18 protein-coding genes are annotated in these 21,840 nt (G+C 45.9%); 11 read left to right on the top strand and 7 right to left on the bottom strand.

Features of this window, described 5'->3' with window-relative positions; genetic code table 11:
* Positions 1-142: 142 nt before the first annotated feature.
* Positions 143-772 (top strand): hypothetical protein, encoded by a 630-nt coding sequence (locus A3738_RS18525; protein WP_068481205.1) that lies wholly within the window; start codon positions 143-145, stop codon positions 770-772.
* Here A3738_RS18525 and A3738_RS18520 read toward each other — a convergent pair.
* Both A3738_RS18520 and A3738_RS18515 read right to left on the bottom strand, forming a co-directional pair.
* Positions 731-976, bottom strand: coding sequence for a DUF2970 domain-containing protein (locus tag A3738_RS18520; protein ID WP_068481202.1), 246 nt, complete (start codon positions 974-976; stop codon positions 731-733). The two genes, A3738_RS18525 and A3738_RS18520, sit on opposite strands and share 42 nt — an antisense overlap.
* Positions 977-1,013: 37 nt before the next feature.
* Complete coding sequence (locus tag A3738_RS18515; RefSeq protein WP_304439281.1) at positions 1,014-1,643, bottom strand: TetR/AcrR family transcriptional regulator; 630 nt, start codon at positions 1,641-1,643, stop codon at positions 1,014-1,016.
* A gap of 182 nt (positions 1,644-1,825) precedes the next feature.
* Between A3738_RS18515 and A3738_RS18510 the strand changes: the two genes are divergently transcribed.
* The 8 genes from A3738_RS18510 to A3738_RS18475 all read left to right on the top strand — a co-directional run bounded on the left by A3738_RS18510 (position 1,826) and on the right by A3738_RS18475 (position 12,932).
* The gene (locus A3738_RS18510) at positions 1,826-3,628 is read left to right on the top strand and encodes an acyclic terpene utilization AtuA family protein (RefSeq protein ID WP_068481199.1); all 1,803 of its coding nucleotides are present in this window, start codon (positions 1,826-1,828) and stop codon (positions 3,626-3,628) included.
* Positions 3,629-3,632: 4 nt separating this feature from the next.
* Positions 3,633-4,499: an SDR family oxidoreductase gene (locus tag A3738_RS18505; RefSeq protein ID WP_068481196.1), complete on the top strand. Its 867-nt coding sequence runs from the start codon at positions 3,633-3,635 to the stop codon at positions 4,497-4,499.
* An 18-nt stretch (positions 4,500-4,517) separates the two neighbouring features.
* A complete protein-coding gene (locus A3738_RS18500) occupies positions 4,518-6,134 on the top strand; it encodes an acyl-CoA carboxylase subunit beta (protein WP_068481192.1) in 1,617 nt (538 codons plus the stop codon).
* Positions 6,135-6,181: 47 nt separating this feature from the next.
* The gene (locus tag A3738_RS18495; RefSeq protein ID WP_068481189.1) at positions 6,182-7,339 is read left to right on the top strand and encodes an acyl-CoA dehydrogenase family protein; all 1,158 of its coding nucleotides are present in this window, start codon (positions 6,182-6,184) and stop codon (positions 7,337-7,339) included.
* Positions 7,340-7,350: 11 nt separating this feature from the next.
* Positions 7,351-8,169 (top strand): enoyl-CoA hydratase/isomerase family protein, encoded by an 819-nt coding sequence (locus A3738_RS18490; protein ID WP_068481186.1) that lies wholly within the window; start codon positions 7,351-7,353, stop codon positions 8,167-8,169.
* Positions 8,170-8,198: 29 nt separating this feature from the next.
* Positions 8,199-10,175 (top strand): acetyl/propionyl/methylcrotonyl-CoA carboxylase subunit alpha, encoded by a 1,977-nt coding sequence (locus tag A3738_RS18485; RefSeq protein WP_068481183.1) that lies wholly within the window; start codon positions 8,199-8,201, stop codon positions 10,173-10,175.
* Positions 10,176-10,184: 9 nt separating this feature from the next.
* Positions 10,185-11,015 carry an NAD(P)-dependent oxidoreductase gene (locus tag A3738_RS18480; protein ID WP_068473480.1) on the top strand — a complete coding sequence of 277 codons (831 nt, stop codon included), beginning with the start codon at positions 10,185-10,187 and terminating at the stop codon, positions 11,013-11,015.
* 108 nt (positions 11,016-11,123) lie between these two features.
* Entirely contained in the window at positions 11,124-12,932 is a 1,809-nt protein-coding gene (locus A3738_RS18475; protein WP_082878390.1) for an AMP-binding protein, read from the top strand.
* Between the two features lie 27 nt (positions 12,933-12,959).
* Here A3738_RS18475 and A3738_RS18470 read toward each other — a convergent pair whose 3' ends face one another.
* Positions 12,960-14,165 carry a CaiB/BaiF CoA-transferase family protein gene (locus tag A3738_RS18470; protein ID WP_068481180.1) on the bottom strand — a complete coding sequence of 402 codons (1,206 nt, stop codon included), beginning with the start codon at positions 14,163-14,165 and terminating at the stop codon, positions 12,960-12,962.
* Between the two features lie 235 nt (positions 14,166-14,400).
* Between A3738_RS18470 and A3738_RS18465 the strand changes: the two genes are divergently transcribed.
* Positions 14,401-14,715, top strand: a complete 315-nt coding sequence (locus tag A3738_RS18465; protein WP_068475883.1) for a DUF962 domain-containing protein — start codon at positions 14,401-14,403, stop codon at positions 14,713-14,715.
* A 30-nt stretch (positions 14,716-14,745) separates the two neighbouring features.
* Positions 14,746-16,182: an amidase gene (locus A3738_RS18460; protein ID WP_068501589.1), complete on the top strand. Its 1,437-nt coding sequence runs from the start codon at positions 14,746-14,748 to the stop codon at positions 16,180-16,182.
* A 24-nt stretch (positions 16,183-16,206) separates the two neighbouring features.
* On the opposite strand, the gene A3738_RS18455 is transcribed toward A3738_RS18460, so the two are convergent.
* The 4 genes from A3738_RS18455 to A3738_RS18440 form a co-directional block, all read right to left on the bottom strand.
* Positions 16,207-16,899, bottom strand: a complete 693-nt coding sequence (locus A3738_RS18455) for a hypothetical protein (RefSeq protein WP_068481173.1) — start codon at positions 16,897-16,899, stop codon at positions 16,207-16,209.
* 96 nt (positions 16,900-16,995) lie between these two features.
* Positions 16,996-18,336: a replication-associated recombination protein A gene (locus tag A3738_RS18450; RefSeq protein ID WP_068481169.1), complete on the bottom strand. Its 1,341-nt coding sequence runs from the start codon at positions 18,334-18,336 to the stop codon at positions 16,996-16,998.
* Between the two features lie 3 nt (positions 18,337-18,339).
* Positions 18,340-18,984 carry an outer membrane lipoprotein chaperone LolA gene (lolA, locus tag A3738_RS18445; protein WP_068481284.1) on the bottom strand — a complete coding sequence of 215 codons (645 nt, stop codon included), beginning with the start codon at positions 18,982-18,984 and terminating at the stop codon, positions 18,340-18,342.
* 80 nt (positions 18,985-19,064) lie between these two features.
* Positions 19,065-21,632 (bottom strand): DNA translocase FtsK, encoded by a 2,568-nt coding sequence (locus A3738_RS18440; RefSeq protein WP_197472297.1) that lies wholly within the window; start codon positions 21,630-21,632, stop codon positions 19,065-19,067.
* Between the last annotated feature and the right edge of the window lie 208 nt (positions 21,633-21,840).

Below are 21,840 nucleotides of genomic sequence, written 5' to 3'. Positions count from 1 at the left end.
GCGGAGCATCGCCAAAACATCATAAATATCGCTCAATTAAGTAAATTTTCGTCAACTACAGTCTTGAGATCCCTTGAACACCATTGCTACTATGCATTGAGGCAAGGGAAAGCCGACCATAACACTATTTCAAGGATGAAATATGACAACGAAAAACACATTTCGTGCAGTTCTGTGCACGTTCATATTCTTAATTTCTGCCAACGCGCATAGCGCAATCATCTTTCAAGATGATTTTTCACGCATCAATAGCGACGATGTTGGGCCTGCATGGCTTACTAACGAAGCGCAAGACAACGATGTTGCAATCTATCTTGAACGACTTCGTTTACGAGACATACCTAGTGCCGGATTCACATTCGCTCAAATCGACATCGACACGCATAAGTACGCAAGCCTTGAATTAAGCTTTGATTGGCAAGTGCTAAGCAGCACTGAAAAGAGCGACACATTGCTAGTAGAACTTATGAATACGGCCGCGAAAAGCATTATCTTTGAAACGACCCTCGAAACTGCAGGAAGTTATAACGCCAGCATTTTATTATCAGATGCTGCCATTACATCTATCCGCTTTGCGCTTGACGTAAATAGCCAAACCGAGACGGTCTATCTCGACAATATTCAACTCGAAGGAATAAAGAACCCGGTGCAAAAACCTATCGCAAAGGTCGATGAATCGTCTTCATTTGGATTATTTCTTCTTGGACTTGCGGGGCTGATCTGCTGCAGATTACGAAACAACAACTTGGTTCAAAATAAAGCGCACAAGTAACGCGAGTGCAATCACAAACGATACGCCAAACAAAATACCAATAATGATGAAATGACTCGCTTTTCCCTTGCTGAAATCGCGTTTGGCATTTTTCGACTTTTGAACACCAAGCATTGCATACAAAACACTTTGCGTCGTCTGCCACAGGGTCATCTCATTCCCTTTGGCATCTGGGTCACTCGATATCTCTTTTTGCTTAGACATATTTAGCACCTATCGATTATCAACAATAAGCGACAAGCTACTGCTTAATCACCAAATGGAGTGCCTCTACCGACAAGGCATCTAAATCCATCGACCCTTTTGGATCATACCATGTCGTCGTCCAACTAATAGCCCCGGTTAATAGGCGTCTTAAGACAAATGTATCACCCTGCACTTTGCCATCTGATTTGGCAGCCTCAAGCGTCTGCATCCAAATGCCTTCATATTCACTGCGTAAGCCAAGAATGTAGTCTTGCTTCTCTTCTGAAAGACTTCGCCATTCATAGACGAGAACAGACATTGCATCGCCAGTTACGCCGTTGATCGCATCTATCTCACACTTGATGAGCGCGAGTAGTTTGCTCTCAATGCTGTCTGCTTCTTCTATACGGCGACGCATTAAATGCGTGTTGTAGATAACAACCTCTTTCATCATCGCTAACAGAATCTCTTCTTTCGATTTGTAGTGATGAAAAATGCTGCCAGATTGAATGCCGACAGCCGCTGCTAAGTCTCTTACCGTCGTACGCTCGTATCCCTTGACACGAAATAGCTTCGCCGCTTTTGCAAGCAATCGTCCTTTAGGCGTTCTAGGGTCTGTCACCTCACCTTGCTCGACAAGATCATCGACTAAATCAAGTTTTTCTTGTTCAACAATAACGGCCACCAGCCACTCCCTAGAAATAAGTATTTACAAAAAACTGATAATAACGAGCTTGCGAACTATTTACAAACCAAGCACTTGCTTGGTAAGGTGCTGACACCAAAAATGAGTAACCCATCTCATCTGCTTTTTTAACTCAGTTTCACGTCGCGAGTAGCGCCGTCTTAGACAGGAAAAAACGCACAATGGCAGAAGCGAAAAAAATAAGAATTGGTTGCGCATCAGCGTTTTGGGGTGACACCGAAACCGCAGCACAGCAACTCGTCGATAAAGGCAACATCGATTACTTGGTTTTTGACTATCTCGCAGAAATCACCATGTCGATTATGGCTGGTCAGAAAATGAAAGATCCGAGCGCTGGCTTTGCACCAGACTTCGTGAAGACGGTCATGGCACCTCTTCTTGAGAAAATCAAAACCCAAGGCATTAAAGTGATCAGTAATGCCGGCGGCGTAAATCCAGCAGCGTGCGTAGAAGCATTAAAAGCGATAGCAGAAAAAGCGGGTATCGAATTAAAGATCGCTATGGTCGATGGAGACAACGTCCTTCCATTAAAGAAAAAGCTCGCTGATCAAGGCGTCGTTGAAATGTTCTCTGGCACACCTATGCCTCCTATGTTCGTAAGTATGAATGCATACTTGGGTGCTCCAGCCATTGCGGCTGCTCTTGCTGAAGATGCTGATATTGTCATTACCGGTCGCGTAGTCGACAGTGCAGTCGTTCTCGGCGCCATGATGCATGAATTTGATTGGTCATGGAGCGATTACGACAAACTCGCTCAAGGCTCTCTAGCTGGACACATTATCGAATGTGGAGCGCACTGTACTGGTGGTAATTTCACTGACTGGGAACTGGTCAAAGATGGGTTTGATGACATGGGCTTCCCTATTGTAGAAATAGATCAAGACGCAGAATTTGTTATCACAAAGCCTGAAAAAACGGGCGGTTTAGTCACAACAGCAACGGTTGCAGAGCAAATCGTTTACGAAATCGGCGACCCAGAAAACTATATCCTTCCTGATGTTGTGTGTGACTTTACACAAGTGAAGCTAGAACAAGCCGCAGACAATCTCGTTCGGGTATCTGGCTCCCTAGGTAAAGCACCAACTGATCAATACAAAGTATCGGCCACCTACCCCGACGGTTTTAAATGTACCGTGACATTTTTACTTGCTGGCATCAATGCAAAAGCAAAAGCACAAGCCGTGGCCGAAGCCATTTTGTCTAAAACCTCACGTATGATCGAAGCAAAAGGCTTAAGACCTTATTCGGAAACCAGTATCGAACTACTCGGTTCTGAAGCCACATACGGCGAGCATGCCAAGGCTGAGATGTGTCGAGAGATTGTTGTGAAGATTTCTGTCGCTAGCCCAGACAAAAAGTCGCTTGTATTGTTTTCAAAAGAAATTGCTCAAGCCGCAACTGGCATGGCTCCGGGTATTACAGGCATTGTCGGAGGTCGCCCTACTGTTTGGCCGAAGATACGCCTCTATTCATGTTTGATTCCCAAGTCGACTGTCGATCTTGCAGTGAAGTTGGATGAGCAAACACTCGCAGTCAACCTGCCTCATGAAGACTTTGAAGCACTTTGCCCGAGCGAAAACTATGTAGGTGACGCACTCGAAACAGCAACACCTCACACCGTTCCGTTAATCAAGCTTGCTTATGCTCGCAGTGGTGACAAAGGCAATCATGCCAATATTGGCGTGATCGCAAGAGAGCCAGATTATATGCCATTTATTAAAGCAGCACTAAGCAGTGACGCTGTCGCGAACTTTATGCGACATACCTTAGATCCTAAAACCGGTAAGGTAACGCGTTGGAATATGCCCGGATTCAGCGCAATGAATTTCCTACTCGAAAACAGTCTTGGCGGAGGCGGTGTCGCAAGTCTGCGCATCGACCCACAAGGTAAAGCCTACGGCCAACAGTTATTAGAGTTCCCAATTCCGGTTTCCCAAGAAATATACGCAAGTTTAGAGAAGTAAATCGATGTCAGGATATCAATCAGTATTAAAAGAAGGCCTGTTTGAAGGCAAAACCATGATCGTGACCGGCGGCGGTAGCGGCATCGGACGTTGCACAGCCCACGAACTTGCGCAGCTTGGAGCTCACGTTGTGCTCATTGGGCGGAAAATTGAAAAGCTCGAAAGCGTAAAAGCAGAAATCCTTGAAGACGGCGGCAGCGCTGAAGCACATGCCTGCGATATTCGCGACGAAGATGCCGTGAAAGTGTGTATCAAAGCCATCAAAGCAAATAACGAAATCATCCACGGCCTAGTGAATAACGCTGGCGGCCAGTTCCCATCCCCTCTTACGGGTATTAACCAAAAAGGTTGGGAAACAGTCGTGCGTACAAATCTGACAGGCGGCTTTTTGATGGCTAAAGAAGTGTACTTAGCCAGCATGCAAAAACATGGCGGCTCGATTGTAAATATCGTCGCAGACATGTGGGGTGGCATGCCAAATATGGGACACTCCGGTGCCGCACGCGCGGGCATGGTTAATTTCACTCAAACCGCAGCTGTGGAATGGGGCAACTCAGGTGTTCGCGTGAATGCCGTTGCGCCTGGGTGGATCATGTCGAGTGGTATGGATAGCTACCCTCCGGCATTGAAACCATGGATTCGCAGTCTAAAAGACGCCGTTCCTGTCAAACGCATGGGAACCGAAGCAGAGGTGAGTGCTGCGATCTGCTTCTTACTAAGCGACGGCGCTAATTTTATTAGCGGTGATTGTCTACGCATTGATGGTGGCGCCTCTCAAGGTGGTCGCGTATTCCCATTACCGAATGCGAAAAACTCAGAATCCTACGACGGTTTCCACCGTTCCGAAACGCCCGACATATTCAAAGACTAATAAAAAGGCCAAACACTAATGAGTATTTTGGAATCAATGATTGATGCTCACTCAGAGCAGTTTCAGGCAAACAAAGATGCCATGCAGGCCCATATCGATAGCTTCCGTGAAATCGAACAGAAGGTTCTCGATAAAGAACTGCAGGCAAAAGAGAAATTTCAGAAACGTGGAAAACTTTTACCTCGTGAACGCATCAATCTCTTGCTAGACCGCAATACACCATTTTTAGAAATCAGCTCCTTAGCTGGTTATAAAATGCATGATGATAAAGACGGCTCTATGGCTGGCGGTGGCGTCATCGCTGGCATCGGGTACGTTTGCGGCATCCGCTGTTTGGTCGTAGCAAGCAATAGCGCGATCAAGGGTGGCACCATCTCACCTACGGGGCTCGAGAAAACATTGCGTCTTCAAGAGATCGCAAAAGAGAATAAATTGCCGATTGTCACGATGGCTGAAAGTGGCGGCGCCAACTTAAACTATGCAACCGATGTCTTTGTGCATGGTGCGCGCGGTTTTGCGAATCAAGCTCGTTTGTCCGCAGCAGGTATCCCGCAGTTCACGATTGTACATGGTAATGCGACGGCAGGTGGAGCTTACCAACCAGGTCTTTCCGATTACTCTATTGTGGTAAAAGAACAGGCCAAAATGTTCTTAGCAGGACCTCCTCTACTTAAAGCAGCAACCGGTGAAATTGCTACCGATGAAGAGCTAGGTGGTGCGGAGATGCACGCACAAACCGCAGGTACCGCAGAGTTTCTCGCTGAAGATGATTCCGACGGCATTCGTATGATGCGCGACATGGTCAAACAAGTACCATGGAACGAGCAACTCAGCCCTAAAGCAGAACGACAATGGGAAGAACCAAAATATAGTCCTGACGAGCTTATCGGCGTTGTTCCAAGTGATAGCAAACGACCTTATGACGTGCGTGAGATCGTTGCGCGTATTGCGGATTCATCTGACTTCGTCGATTTCAAACCCGAGTTCGATAATCAAACCGTTTGTGGCTTCTTAAAAATTGAAGGCCATGCATGCGGGCTGATTGGTAACAATGGGCCAATCACACCAAAAGGTGCGGCAAAAGCTGCGCAGTTTATCCAACTATGCGAGCAGTCCGGCACAAGCCTATTGTTCTTCCATAATACAACCGGATTTATGGTTGGTACCGATGCAGAACAAAATGGCGTTATCAAACACGGCTCTAAGATGCTGCAAGCCGTGGCTAACGCAAGCGTACCGAAACTTACCATCGTGGTTGGCGGCTCTTACGGCGCAGGTAACTATGCAATGTGTGGGCGCGGATTAGACCCTCGTTTTATCTTCGCTTGGCCAAACAGTAGAACGGCCGTAATGGGTGGAGCGCAAGCTGGCAAGGTCTTGCGTATTGTTACCGAAGACAAGCACGCCAAAATGGGTAAAGAAGCAGATCCCGCAATGTTAGACGTTTTAGAAAAAGCTACTGCCGACAAATTGGATAAAGGTTCAACCTCACTATATGGCACGGCAAGGCTTTGGGATGATGGACTTATCGACCCACGTGACACCCGAAAAGTATTAGCATTTTTGTTAGATATTTGTGACGAAGAAAAACGTCGAACTCTACGCCCGAATACCTTTGGCGTGGCACGACTTTAAGCTTGGTAACCGACAGAATAAAAACAGTTTTGTAAGAGGCAATTCACATGATTTTTACACAAGAGCACAACGAGATACGACGCACCGTTAAGAACTTCGTAGATAACGAAATTAACCCATATTGTGATGAGTGGGAAAAAGCGGGCGAGTTCCCAATGAAAGAAATGTTCAAGAAGCTTGGCGATTTAGGGCTTCTTGGGATCAGTAAGCCTACTGAGTACGGCGGCATGGGCCTTGATTACAGCTACAACATCGTAGCGGCCGAAGAATTTGGCGCGGCACATTGTGGCGGCGTGCCACTTGCGATCGGTGTTCAAACTGATATGTGTACCCCTGCCCTCGCGCGCTTTGGCTCAAACGAGTTGCGCGAAGAGTTCTTAGCGCCATCTATCAGTGGCGACATGATTGGTTGTATTGGTGTATCAGAACCAAGCGCTGGTTCAGACGTCGCCGCGATCAAAACTACTGCAAAAAAAGACGGTGATGACTATGTCATCAACGGCACAAAAATGTGGATTACAAACTCCCCGAAAGCAGACTATATCTGCCTATTGGCCAACACCTCTGACGACAAAGTACATCTGAATAAGTCCTTAATCGTTGTTCCAATGAATACGCCTGGTATCGAAGTAGCGCCACGCCTAAACAAACTTGGTATGCGCAGTTCTGAAACCGCACAAGTGTTCTTTGATAACGTTCGTATTCCGCAGCGTTACAGAATTGGCGCAGAAGGTTCAGGCTTTATGATGCAGATGCTTCAATTCCAAGAGGAGCGTTTATTTGGTGCTGCAAACATTTTGAAAGGGCTCGAACAATGCGTTGACCAAACCATTGATTATTGTCGTGAGCGCCAAACCTTTGGACAGCCTCTGCTAGATAATCAGGTGATTCATTTCCGTTTAGCCGAACTTCAAACAGAAATCGAAGCACTGCGCTGCATGGTTTATCAAGGTGTTGAAGGATACATCAACAAAAAAGACGTCACGATGCTAGCCTCTATGGCGAAACTTAAAGCCGGCCGTCTCGGCCGTGAAGTTGCGGACAGCTGCTTGCAGTATTGGGGTGGTATGGGCTACATGTGGGAAAACCCGGTTTCGCGTGCGATGCGCGACATTCGCTTGGTATCTATCGGCGGTGGTGCTGACGAAATTATGCTCGGCATTATTTGTAAGCTGATGGGCACCCTACCGAAGAAAAAGAAGTAAGGAGCGACTGAATGACAACGCTTCCGCAATGCGAAACCTTACTAATTGATCTGCAAGACCATGTTTTGCAGATCACGCTGAACCGACCCAAGGCACGCAACGCGATGAGCCTTCAGATGGTTCAAGAATTGATGTCGGTATTCAAAGCTATTGAGCATGAACAAAATATTCGCGTTGTCGTCATGCGCGGCGCAGAGGGTCATTTCTGCGCTGGCGGCGACATCAAAGACATGGCAAATGCACGTGCAGCGCTAGGGCAAAAAGCTGAAGGTGATGAAGACCCTTTCTACGCATTAAATAGAGAATTTGGGCGCATGATTACCTTTGCCAACCAAATCCCACAAGTCTTGATTGTTGTGGCTGAAGGCGCAGTACTAGGCGGAGGCTTTGGCTTAGTATGCATCTCTGACCTTGCGTTGTGCCTTGATAGCACACAGTTTGGCTTGCCAGAGACAAGTTTGGGTATACCACCAGCGCAAATAGCACCTTTTGTTGTGACACGCGTAGGCTTAACACAAGCAAGACGCTTATCATTATTTGGTGCGCGTTTTAAAGGCACTGAAGCAAAAGAATTAGGCATTGTTCATGAATGTTTAGATTCAAACGAAGCCATAGAAACGGCGCTTGAGACTGCTCTTTCTCAAGTTAAAAATTGTGCGCCACAAGCGAATCGAACAACTAAAGAACTGATCTTAAGCGTCGGACACCAACCACTTGAATCCTTACTTGATGGCGCAGCGAAAAGTTTTGCGTCAGCCGTGAAAGGCGCCGAAGGACAAGAAGGAACCATGGCGTTCATCCAGAAACGAAAAGCCAGTTGGGCAGAATAACGACAAGCGTATTGGAGAAGATAAGAAAAATGTTTAACAAAATACTGATCGCTAATCGTGGCGAAATCGCAGTAAGGGTCATACGCACTGCAAAAGATTTAGGGTTTGAAACTGTAGCGGTATACAGTGAGGCCGATAGTGGCGCACCACACGTCCTCGCTGCTGATGAGGCGGTATGTATTGGTCCAGCGTCTGTTGGAGAATCTTATTTAGTCGCTAACAAAATCGTGGATGCGGCGAAACGCACAGGCGCAGGAGCTGTTCATCCCGGTTATGGTTTCTTGTCTGAGAACTGTGACTTTTCTCAAGCTTGTGCTGATGCAGGCATCGTATTTATTGGACCACCAGCTCCTGCCATCGAATTGATGGGCAGCAAACGTCTTTCTAAAATCGCAATGATTGAAGCAGGCGTTCCGTGTATTCCTGGGTATGAAGGTAGCGATCAAAACCTAGACACTCTTCTAAGCGAAGCCAAGCGTATTGGTTTTCCGTTAATGGTCAAAGCCTCAGCAGGTGGTGGCGGCCGCGGGATGCGCCTGGTTCATGAAGAGAGCGAGCTCGAATCACAAATCAACACCGCCAAATCAGAAGCAGAAAATGCGTTCGGCAGTGGCGAACTTATTCTTGAACGCGCGGTCATTAGCCCACGCCATATCGAGATCCAAGTGTTTGCCGATCAACATGGCAATGCCGTGTACTTGGGTGAACGTGATTGTTCGATTCAACGCCGCCACCAAAAAGTCGTGGAGGAAGCCCCCTCTCCGTTCGTCGATCCAGAGCTTCGTAAGCGTATGGGTGAAGCCGCTGTGCAAGCTGCCAAAGCGTGTAACTATGTGGGTGCTGGTACAGTTGAGTTCCTGGTCGACGCAGAGAAAAACTTCTACTTCCTTGAAATGAATACGCGCTTGCAAGTTGAGCACCCTGTTACTGAATTAATCACGGGAACAGATTTAGTTGAATGGCAAATTAACGTCGCTGCAGGCGCTGAGCTTCCGTTAACGCAAGACGAGATCACGTTGACCGGCCACGCGATTGAAGTGCGTTTATATGCAGAAGACCCGCGCAATCAGTTTCTGCCTCAGACAGGAAAAATCCAACGTTGGAGCGTCAGCAATGCGATGGGAACTAGAACAGATGCAGGGATTCTTGAAGGCCAAGAAGTGTCTCCTTTCTATGACCCAATGCTAGCCAAACTGATTGCTTACGGCAGCAATCGTGAGGAAGCGCGTCGCCGCTTAATCAAGTTACTCAAAGAAACCGTACTGTTTGGCGTGAACGTCAATACGCATTTCTTATCAGAAGTATTGAAGCATTCGTGCTTTATTGATGGTGAAGCAACAACAGCTTTCATTGAGCAAGACTTCAATGCCGATCCAAGCATGGAAGAGCAAGCAAGCAACCCACTTGCAACAGCACTTGCCTGTATTTGCCTCCATAAGAGCAAACAAACCAAAAATACCGTTTCTTCAATGCTACTAGGCTGGAGCAATAGCGCAGCTAGCGAATGGCCTTACACCTTACAGTTCCAAGACAAAGAGCTTAAGCTTCAAGTTCAAGAGAACGATAATCTGTATACGATCAAGCAAACAGAGAATGAAGAGACAAGCAGCATTAAACTGATCAGCTGCGATTCAGAAAAGATTGTCATCGAGCAAGATGGCATTCGACAGACGTGTCAGAAGCTCGTGAGTGGCGATGACATTTTCTTGCGCATTGGCAGTGAAGACTTCCAGTTTAAAGATACAACGCACATCGCTAAAGATGTCGCGGGCGCAGCAGGCAATGGCCAAATTCAAGCAAGTATGGATGGTGCAATCATCAAAGTGTTTGCCGAAGCTGGTCAAGCCGTCAGCAAAGGCGACACTCTTGTTATCCTAGAAGCGATGAAGATGGAACATCCGCTAAAAGCTGATGTTGATGGTACGGTTGAATCCGTGCTTGTCACCGAAGGCGATCAGGTCAAGCTGCGCCAATTACTTGTTGAAGTTGAATCGAGTGAAGTATAAGTAAACAAAATGAGCACATTAAAAGATAAAGTTATATTTATAAGCGGCGCAAGCCGAGGTATTGGGCGCGAAATGGCACTTAGGTTTGCCCAAGATGGCGCTAATATAGTGATCGCGGCAAAGTCTGCAGATCCCCACCCGAAACTCCCCGGCACGATACATACGGTTGCTGAGGAAGTGATTCAGGCCGGTGGACAGGCACTCCCAATACAAGTCGATGTGCGTGACGATGAAGCTGTGGTGGCTGCGGTCGAAAGCGCTGCCGCGCATTTCGGTGGCATTGATGTTGTTATTAACAATGCAGGCGCCATTAAACTTACAAACTCCGAAAACCTTCCTATGAAGCGTTTTGATTTGATGCATCACATTAACACGCGTGCTGTTTTGTCATTGTCCAAAGCAGCTCTTCCGTTTCTGAAGAAATCAGAGCATGGGCATATCTTGAGTTTGTCTCCGCCATTGAATTTAGATCCAAAATGGTTCGCACATTACGGACCATATACGATCACAAAGTATGGAATGTCGATGCTGACGCTTAGCTTGGCACAGGAGTATCGTCGTTATGGCATCGCTGTAAACTCATTGTGGCCTCAAACGGTTATTGCAACGGCTGCGGTAGAATTCGAAGGGGGCGGTAAAACTATCCTCGAAAAAGGTCGCATTCCAGCCATCATGGCTGATGCGGCATACGAGGTCGTTCGTTCGGAGAACCTATCGATAACAGGCGAGTTGTTAATCGATGAATCAGTTCTTAGAAATAGCGGTGTCACTGATTTCGAACAATACCGTTATTCAGACGAAAACACGAAGCCCTTGATGAAAGACCTTTTTGTCGAATAAACTCTAAAAGAATAACAAGGCATCAAACAACTGATGCCTTGTATGAGACATTTTGATGTTGTCTCTAATCGGCTGCCAATAAACACAAATAAGCCATAGGAAAGCATCATGTCACCGACACCTAGTATTGATATTTCTGTGCATGGCGATCAAAGCATCGCTACGAGCAATCTTCCGCCAGTCAAAGTATCCGTTATCGAAAATGACCGCATTCGAAATGCTTCTAGCTTTTTAGAAATTTTCTACGAACGAGCCAAACTGCATCCTCAAAAAACGTATCTACGCCAAGCTTATGGCGAACACTGGCATGAATTCAGTTGGGGTGAAGTCTATCGCATGGCAGCCCGTACCGTGACAGCTCTGCGGTCCATGGGTTTACAGCCTGGTGATCATATTGGTTTGCTGTCTAAAAACTGCTTTGCATGGATTGTCGCAGACATCGCGATAATGATGGGTGGATATGTATCTGTTCCCTTCTATCCGACCTTGTCAGCAAAGGATTTAGACGAGGTCGTTCAGCTAAGCGATATAAAAGCATTGTTTGTCGGCAAACTCGAAAACTGGGAAGAGCAGCGTCATGGCGTTAACAGTAGCATTACTACAATTGCCTTCCCTCACTTTGAAGGTAATAGTCCTTTAGATGGCTGTAACTATAAATGGGATGACATATTAGACTTCGCTCCCTGTACCGACCCTCATCAGCCTCTTGCAGATGAAATCTTTACCGTCATATATACGTCCGGTACGACAGGCACCCCAAAAGGTGTGATGCTGGATTACGCTTGTGCGAATCAAGTGATGAAACACGAACGTGCTAAACCTGCTTATGGTGTGTATCAAGGAGTTTCCGAGCGTGTTTTATCCTATTTACCACTAAACCATATCGCCGAACGCGTCGTGTCAGAGGTCAGTCCAATCGTTGCAGGTTCTGAAGTCTCGTTTAGTGAGTCTCTAGATCGCTTTGCAGCAAATTTACAGTCGGTACAACCGACACAGTTTTTTGCAGTACCGCGTATTTGGGTAAAAATTCAACAAGGTATTCTGTCTAAGCTTCCTGAACAGAAACTACAGAAACTCCTTAAAATTCCGCTAGTCGGACGGTTTATTAAGCACAAAGTCAAAAAGGGCTTGGGATTGAGCTCGGTGCTGTCAGCGGTATCGGGCGCCGCGCCCTTATCTGCTGCACTTCTGCGTTGGTACGGACAACTCGACATTAATATTCAAGAAGTTTATGGCGCGACAGAACTATGTGGCGGTGTCACCTATAACACCTTAGATGACATTACCCCCGGTTCTGTCGGAAGACCGCTTCATGGTGTTGAAATATTGATTGATGAAGAAACCGACGAAGTCCTAATCAAAGCTCCATGGGTGATGAAGGGATACTATAAATCTCCTCAAAAAACCGCGGAGGTCTTATCACCTGAAGGCTGGTATCGAACTGGCGATACAGGACGCTTAGATAATGAAGGACGATTGATCATTACGGGTCGCGTTAAAGACACATTTAAAACGGCCAAAGGTAAATTTGTTCTGCCTGTTCCCATCGAGCATAAAATGGGAGCAAACACGAATATCGGTCAAGTCATGGTCACGGGTTTTGGTCTGACACAACCAATCGCGCTTATCAATCTAAGTGAATCAGCTGCTGATGTGTCTGAAGAAGATATTACAAGCAACTTGGCGCAAACACTCAAAGAAGTGAACGCAAGCTTAGATGGCCATGAAAAAATATCTCATATGATCGTGTTTCCCGAGCCATGGGCTGAAGACTGCGGTTTCTTTACACCTACACTTAAGCTTAAACGTCATGTCGTCGACCAAACTTACAGCACTCATTATGAAGGTTGGTGCAGTAATAAAGAGCCTATTGTTTGGGCCGACGAGATGTATGTACTATCGAGCAAAGCAAGTTAAGCTCAATGAAAATAGAGGGAGGAAAGATTAGATCACGCCTTCCTCTTTTAACTGAGCGAACCCAGCTTGATCTAAGTCTAAAAGCTCAGCCAACACGCTTTCTGTGTGTTCGCCCAGCGTTGCTCCAGGCCAATCGGTTTTACCTGGCGTTGATTTAAGCTTTGGAACAATGGCCGGAATCTCTAGCTCTCTCCCGTTTATTTCAACTTTCTCGAACAAGCCACGCGCTTGATAATGTGGATCTTCAAACATGTCTTGGGCGTTATAAATTGGCCCAACGGGCACGCGTTCAGCCTCAAGAATATCAATAATCTCTCTTGAAGAGTGCGCCAAACACCACTGCCCTATCGCTTGATCAATGGTGTCTTGGTGAACAACCCGACCGGCATTGGTTTGCATTTCCTCATGCTCCGCCAGATCTGCTCGGTCTGCAGCATGCATTAAACGTTTGTAGATAGAATCGCCGTTGCCGCCAATAATCACGTATTTATTATCTGCGCAACGATAAGTATTCGTAGGGACAATACCTGTCACGGTTGTTCCTGAGGGTTCACGAATCGCACTACACCCTGAGTATTCGGGCACTACACCCTCCATCAAATTAAATACCGCCTCATAAAGTGCGACATCAACAATTTGCCCGAGACCGTCGGTATTGTTATGTCGTTCAATAATTGCCATTGCAATCCCGAGGGCCGCGTGAATGGCAGCTAAAGTATCACCAATACTTAGATTTGGTCTGACAGGAGCTTCGTTCTCAAAACCATTCACATGGCGAAACCCGCCAAAGCCTTCACAAACAGAAGCGAAACCAGGCTTGTTTGCATACGGTCCATCCTGACCGTAACCCGATATTCGTGTATAGATTAAACTAGGATTTTTCTCGCGAAGAAGTTCTGGACCTAAGCCCCACTTTTCCATCGTGCCCGGTCTAAAGTTTTCGACCAAAACATCTGCTTTTTCAATAAGCTTGCCCGCGATCTCCCGACCCTTGTCTGACTTGAGATCTAAAGTCACAGACTTCTTATTACGGCCGATGCTGTACCACCAATAAGATGTGCCATATTCAGTGAGTCGCCATCCCCGAATCGGATCACCTTTCTCGGGCGGTTCGATCTTGATTACTTCTGCCCCAAAATATCCTAAGATTGACGTGGTAAATGGCCCCGCTAACAATTGTCCCATCTCGACAACTCGGACGCCTTCCAAAGGTCTTTTTCTAGTCTGTTCCATCGAAAGTCTTCTTATTGATATTGTATTGAAAACATCATACCAAGTTCATCACTCGCCTCCAGATATAAATCTCCAAGATTGAACTCTTAATCACCACTATCAGTAAGCGAGAATCAAAAGCAGATCTGAGGTTTAAGTTCTTAACGATAAACCTGTAGTGCTAGCGATCATTGAGATCTAGCAGTAATATAAAACGCGTATACCCCGTAATTAAAAAAACAACAATGGTAGCCTCATGGATAATAAAACAGAATCATTTGCGAGCTTCTCAGAGTTTTACCCTTACTATTTATCTGAACATGCCAACCAAACCTGCCGGCGCCTGCATTTTGTTGGAAGCAGCTTAGTTATCCTTACCTTGGCATGGATCATTTTAAATAGTGCTTGGAGCGCGTTAATTTTACTCCCACTTATCGGATATGGCTTTGCTTGGGTTGGGCACTTTTTCTTTGAGAAAAACAAACCTGCAACCTTTAAATACCCTCTTTACAGCTTCATTGGCGATTGGGTGATGTTTAAAGACATCCTAATAAAACGCATTCCTTGGTAATTACGCCTCTATGACCTTTCATCGAGCTTTATGATGTACAAAATCCATGAACTAAGTGCAGAGCACAAAACCAAGCCTGAACAGATTATCGAGACGCTAGATCGGGCCTATACACGCATAGACGCTTTGAACCCAAAGTTAAACGCGATCGTTCACGATTTTCGCGAGAAAGCGTCTGCAAGAGCAAAGGTATTAATGAATGAAGACCCATCAAATCTACCTTTGTATGGCATACCGGTCACGATTAAGGAATCGTTCGTATATCGAAATTCACCCTGTACGATCAACTTCCCGCCACTGAAATCTTATGCGCCTGACATCAACTCAGTACTTGCTCAGCGATTAGAAAATGCTGGAGCGATCATCTTAGGTAAAACCAATGTCCCAATGCTTCTATCAGATTGTCAGACCTTTGGTCCGCTCTACCCGACTGCAAACAATCCCTACGATCTTCGTAGAACTCCCGGTGGAAGCACAGGAGGTGGTGCCGCTGCACTTGCAGCCCAATTGAGTTATGCAGAAATTGGCAGCGATATTGGCGGTTCTATTCGAAACCCAGCTAACTTATGCGGATTGTTTGGCTTAAAGCCGACTACCAATGGACATATACATGATGGCCATGTTCCACCTCTACCAAACAGAGGAACCGGTTTTACAGCGCTAAACAGCACCGGCCCTCTGGCGCGAAGCGCTAGCGACATTGAGCAAATTTATAAGGTCTGTTATCAACCCTTACCTGAATACCAACAATACCTAGACATTCAGACATCCACACCGATTCACAACAAGCTCGCGAATTATAAAATCGCTTATTACGATGAATTGGCTGGAGTTCAATGCTCCGCCCCTACTCAGCGAGGGCTTCAGCGTGTCGTAAAATGCTTAGAAGATCAAGGCGCGCAAGTAAGCAAAATTCGCATTGATGAGCAATTAGCCGACAAAACGCTGAAGACTTGGGTCAAGTTATTTGGTTTCGTTTGTTCCCAAGACTTTGCATGGCCAGTAAGAAAGATCCTTCAATTTAAATTCGGAAAAGATCTTAAGAAATCTAGCTTTGATGCCAAACAAGAGCTTAAAAAAGGCCTAAGCATGAACTTCCGAGAGTATTCAAAAGCCTTGCTGGAGCAAAAAGAATGCATTGCTGAGTTTTCTCGCTACTTTAATGATTATGACTTTATCTTATCGCCAACCAGCATAGGTCCAGCGTTCGAGCACAATCACAAACACAACAATATAGAATTCGATGGCCAGAGTTATAACTACACAGATTATTGCTTTGGTTTTGTGATGTTTTATAACTTGTTGGGCAATCCAGTGATGAGTTTGCCATCAGGAATCGACGAGAAATACGGCCTGCCGATTGGTGTGTCAATCGCAGCATCACATCATAGCGAAAATCAGTTAATTCACTTCTCGAAGTTGTTAGAAAAGCAAGGTTTTGAATTTCAAGCGCCAACAATCAGTTAGCGCTTGAGAGTTCGATCACTAGAATTAGTAATCGAAGATGTTATTGATTAGGCGACCACTAAACCAAAATTGCGCAGTGATGCCGACGGTGTCTATTAGGTCGTCTCCAAACGTGTAACGGTTAATATCGCCACGCAGTTTCCAGCGTTCGTTCAACTCATACATAACGCCAACGCCATAATACTGATCGATACCTGCGACCGTTTCGAACTTTTCAAAAGGAAGATTATTTTCAGTCACGAGGCGGCTATAGCGTTCACCATCCCAGCGTAAAACGCCAAGCTTTATATTAGCTTCCCACTTGTCAGCAATTTGAGGTGAATATTGAACATGTAAAAACCAACCCTCAGATTTTACATCCATGCGCATATCTAAAGACGTTGATGAAGAATCACCTTGATAGCCACCGTGTGTCTTACCAAAGTCGATATAACCCCACTCCCAGTCCCAATCGACATGAGGTGAAACACCCATGTATATGCGCTTACCATGACCCGCGTCTTCAAAAGTGATTCGGCGCTGATTCTCCAGAGTACCCAAACCTTCTTCTTCGACAAAAAAGGCAACTGTGTTGTCTAGATCATCTGCACTCACTAACTCCGAGCTCGTTGCAAACAGCTCTACACCGCCGTAATAAGGATAATCGCCGCGCGCTGCATGAACATCGGAAACGACTAAGGAACTAAATGCTAAAAAAACAACTACTAAGCGCTTCATGAAGCGACCAATCTCCTAGAACAAAAACGGAAAAAGTATACTGAAGTAATGAAATGAAAAATGTGCGTGTGTCGATACATCAGACGCAGCACCACCTTAATCGGAGGAATATCGCTGGTTATTTGATGTCTTATTGGCTTCTCTCAGAGCTTTCACACGCTCCGAAATCTTAATTTCCAAACCTCGCTCAACCGGTTCATAAAAACAAGTACCATCAATCTCCTCCGGAAAATAAGACTCCCCTGCAGCAAAGGCAAAAGGTTCATCATGCGCATAGCGATATCCCTCCCCCATTCCCTGTTCCGCCATCAACTTAGTTGGTGCATTACGTAAATGCATTGGAACATCACGATACACATCACTCTGCACGAAGGAACGACTCGCCTTATAGGCCGTATAAACAGCGTTACTCTTCGGCGCGACCGCAAGATACACGACCGCCTGCGCCAAACTGAGTTCGCCTTCAGCCTGACCCAATCGTTCGAGCGCCTCCCACGCATTCAGTGCGAGCGTTAAGGCTCTCGGATCCGCATTACCGATATCTTCGCTAGCCATACGAACTACTCGGCGAGCGACATAAAATGGGTCACAGCCACCTTGCAACATCGACTGTAACCAATACAGAGACGCGTCTGGATCCGATCCTCTAACAGACTTATGTAATGCAGAAATCTGCTCATAAAAAACGTCACCGCCCTTATCAAAGCGCTTAAGGCTCGTTTGCATCACAGCAGCAAGCGTATCTTCAGAGATAACCAATGCGTCGCCCGAATGCTCCGCAAGATCAATCGCAAGCTCTAGGAAATTCAGTAATGTTCTGGCATCCCCATGTGCAGACTTCAGGAGAGCCAGTCGCAAATCTTCAGAAAATACAACATTCTGCCCTTCGTATCCTTCTGGATGAGTCAAAGCCTTATCAATAAGCATATTGAGTGAAGACTCATCTAAAGCATTTAACACATAGACTCTGGCACGTGATAACAAAGCATTATTTAATTCAAAAGAGGGGTTCTCGGTGGTTGCGCCGACAAAGATAAACGTTCCGTCTTCAATGTAAGGCAAAAACGCATCTTGCTGCGCTTTGTTGAAGCGGTGAACTTCATCAACAAATAACAAAGTCGGCCGCTGGTTCGCTGACATCACTGCTTTTGCGTTATCAACGGCCGCGCGAATTTCTTTCACTCCACCCAAGACCGCAGATATCGCGAGAAAATTCACATCGAAATGTGTTGCGAGTAACCGTGCAAAACTTGTTTTACCAACCCCTGGCGGCCCCCATAAAATCATCGAATGCAACACATGCATATCAATTGCTTTACGCAATGGAGCGCCGGGCCCGAGTAAGTGCTCCTGCCCTAAATACTCATCGATATTCTTTGGCCGCAAACGCTCAGCGAGAGGTTTATACGCACTAGTCTGTTCGAATAAGTCAGACATGTATTACTCACCCTGACGAATCACATCAGTACCTTCAGGAAGATCAGGTTTAAAATCTTTCTCTGTCAGTCCTGAATTGACGAATGTAGAGATAAAGCTCACGGTCGTATCTTGACCCAATGAATCAGTAATTCTTAAGTCAGAAAGGGTTGTACCTTTAAAACGAACACGAAGCACTTCAAAGAGACTCCCTTCACTAGAGGGAAACAAAAGAAACTGTGCTTCGTCACCCTCACCATCGCGTTTCTCGACAATGAAGTTATTTGCGATTAATGCAGCATCACCGTTGAATAACATAGCTGGCGTGGCAGAGAGATCATCGCCAAGCAGCTGAACACTTGCCTGTTCTAGATCGGGATCGTAGACAGTTACTTCACCCTGATATACGTATATTTTCTGAGCTAATGGCGCTTTTGTTTCCCAATAAAACAAATCTGGCTTCTTAGCCTTAAATTCACCCCGTGTTTCTTGAACACGTGTACCTCTGCCATCAACGACAAATTGGATAAATGACCCCTGAATATCCGCCGATGCAGACAGCAATGCAGACAATTCATCTGCGTCTGTGCGTGTTTTTGAAAACAGATCAAAAGAGGCAATGATTAAAATCGTTACGAGAGAAAACCGTAAAGAGAGGGATTTCAGCAAGGTATGCTCTCCAAAAAAAAGAAAAGAGCATACCACAGGAGGAAATGAAAAAATTAAGGCTTTGTTAGCCAATAAACAGTTTATGCTTCAGGTGGTGGCGGAGCTAGAACTTCACGACTGCCGTTATGACCCGCCTCACTTACGACACCGGCTTGTTCCATCGCTTCGACCAAGTTTGCCGCACGATTGTAACCAATTTTCAGCTTACGCTGAACTGATGAAATTGACACACGTCGTGTTGTCGTAACAAAGGCAACAGCCTCATCAAACAAAGCATCTTGTTCACTTGCGCCAGAGTCTTCAGCGAAGGCCGCAGCGATCGGGTCACTTGATTCTCCGCCAGACAGGACTTCCTCTAGATAATTAGGCTGGCCACGCTGTTTCCAATCATCAACTACCTTATGCACCTCGTGATCATCAACGAATGCGCCGTGTACCCGAACTGGAACACTTGTGCCCGGCGGCATATATAGCATGTCACCATGACCCAGCAACTGCTCTGCTCCACCTTGATCGAGAACCGTTCTTGAATCTATTTTTGACGAAACTTGGAAAGAAATACGAGTCGGAACGTTGGCTTTAATTAAGCCTGTGATCACATCAACCGATGGACGTTGCGTCGCCAGAATCAAGTGTATCCCTGCTGCACGCGCTTTTTGCGCGATACGGGCAATGAGTTCTTCAACCTTTTTACCGACAATCATCATCATGTCAGCAAACTCGTCAATCACGACAACAATAAAGGGCAAGTTTGTTAACTCTGGGTGATGCTGCTCTTCATTTAGTAGATGTTCATCTGTCTGCCATAGAGGGTCGAGGATTGGTTCACCTGCCTCAGCTGCAGCTTTCACCTTGCGGTTATAGCCAGCGATATTTCGAACACCAAGAGATGCCATCAATTTATAACGACGCTCCATCTCAGCAACACACCAACGCAAGGCGTTTGCCGCCTCTTTCATGTCTGTTACAACAGGCGTTAAGAGATGCGGGATCCCATCGTAGACAGAAAGCTCCAACATCTTTGGATCGACCATAATGAAACGCACTTCATCAGGCGAAGACTTAAATAGCATGCTCAAAATCATACTGTTTACACCAACTGATTTACCTGAACCGGTTGTACCTGCAACAAGTAAATGTGGCATCTTAGCAAGGTCTGCAACAACAGGGTCACCCGCAATATCGTTGCCTAGCCCTAAACTTAGCGGAGACGCGGCATCATCGTAATCTTTAGAACTCAATACTTCACTAAATCGAACGATCTCACGATGCTCGTTCGGTATCTCAATCCCGATCACTGACTTCCCAGGTATAACCTCGACAACACGAACACTCATTACTGCCAATGAACGCGCAAGGTCTTTCGCAAGATTACTAATCTTACTCACCTTCACGCCAGGCGCGGGTTGAATTTCAAAACGTGTAATTACAGGGCCGGGGTTAACTTCGACAACCTCTGCACTCACCCCAAAATCAGCTAGTTTCACTTCAAGCAAGCGCGACATGCTTTCAAGGTCTGCGGGCGAATACCCTACCTTTTTGTTTTTCTCAGGAGGGTCTAAAAGCGTTAATGAGGGTAAAGCAGACTCTTGTCCAATAAACAAACTACCCTGTTGCTCTTCTTCGAGGCGCTTGCCTTGTTTGCTCTTCTTAACAAACGGAGAAATTTTAATAGACTTACCATCTGATTCTGCCTCAGCCGCAGACTTTTTCTTTTGCTGAATCACAACGGTATCAGTGCTTGGCGAAACTTTTGGTTCGACTTTTTCCTGAGTTTCAGTCTCTGTCGGTGCTTTCTTAGCTAAACCTAAGACCTTTTTAAGCGCAGGAGCACTTTTCTCTTTCACTTTCTCGACGCTCGCCTTCGACTCAGACAATGTCTTAACCGGTTCTTTCAAGGCCTCGTGTTTGGCTTCGCGCTCTTGTTGTCTGCGGATAATATCCTGCTCCAACTTTCGCTGAGCACGCAGATCACGCCTAACATCTAAATAATTTTTGATAAAGCTATAGACTCGATTTAAGCCTCTTCCAATGACTCGACCACAGGCAATCGTAAAGGCTCCGGTACGGTCCATTAGCCCCAACCAAGAAATACCCGTAAATACAGTCAAACCAAACAGCAGCATTGATACCAACAATAAAGTGCCGCCCAAAGGATTAAACGTTTGCAGCATCAGAGCCGCAAACTCATATCCCAAAATTCCGCCAGCGTGATCATCAAGCCCCGAGATACTGTACATAGCCAATATGCCCGTCGCTCCCAGCATAGTCACAACAAAGCCAATGACTCGAATACTCACTAACGGCCAGTGGGTCTCGCGAACCTCTTTGCGATACTTAAAAATTAAGCAAGCTCTAAAGCCGATCAAAACTGGGAATAAATAAGCTACATAACCGAAGAAATACAGCAAGATATCTGACAGCCATGCACCTGCACGGCCGCCGTAATTGAGTGGAACCGATTGCGTACCGGTGCTCGTCCAACCGGGATCGTTTGCGCTATGAGAACCTAGCGCCATTAACAAGAAAGCACATAAAGCAACGGTAAGAATCAGAGCACCTTCACGCACGCCTTGAGAGACATAAGCATGGAACTTCTGATCGCTAGAGTTTGTTACTTTTTGTCCCAGGGCGGGATTAGCACTCAAAACAATCACCTTTCTAAAATACGAGCAAAGGTAAATCCCACTTATGGAATTTACGCAACACTAATCATTATTATAGAAAAGTTTTAAGATTTAACTTTAATTATTTGAAATATATAGAATTTGCTTAGATTTTAACAACTTGGCATCAAATTGATGCCAAGCCTTTTTCAAGATCTGCAATGACGTCATCGGCTGACTCTAAACCAAC

The organism is Oleiphilus sp. HI0066 (assembly GCF_001635725.1).
Note: the sequence above shows the minus strand (reverse complement) of the source record. Positions and strands in the feature narration are given on the sequence as shown.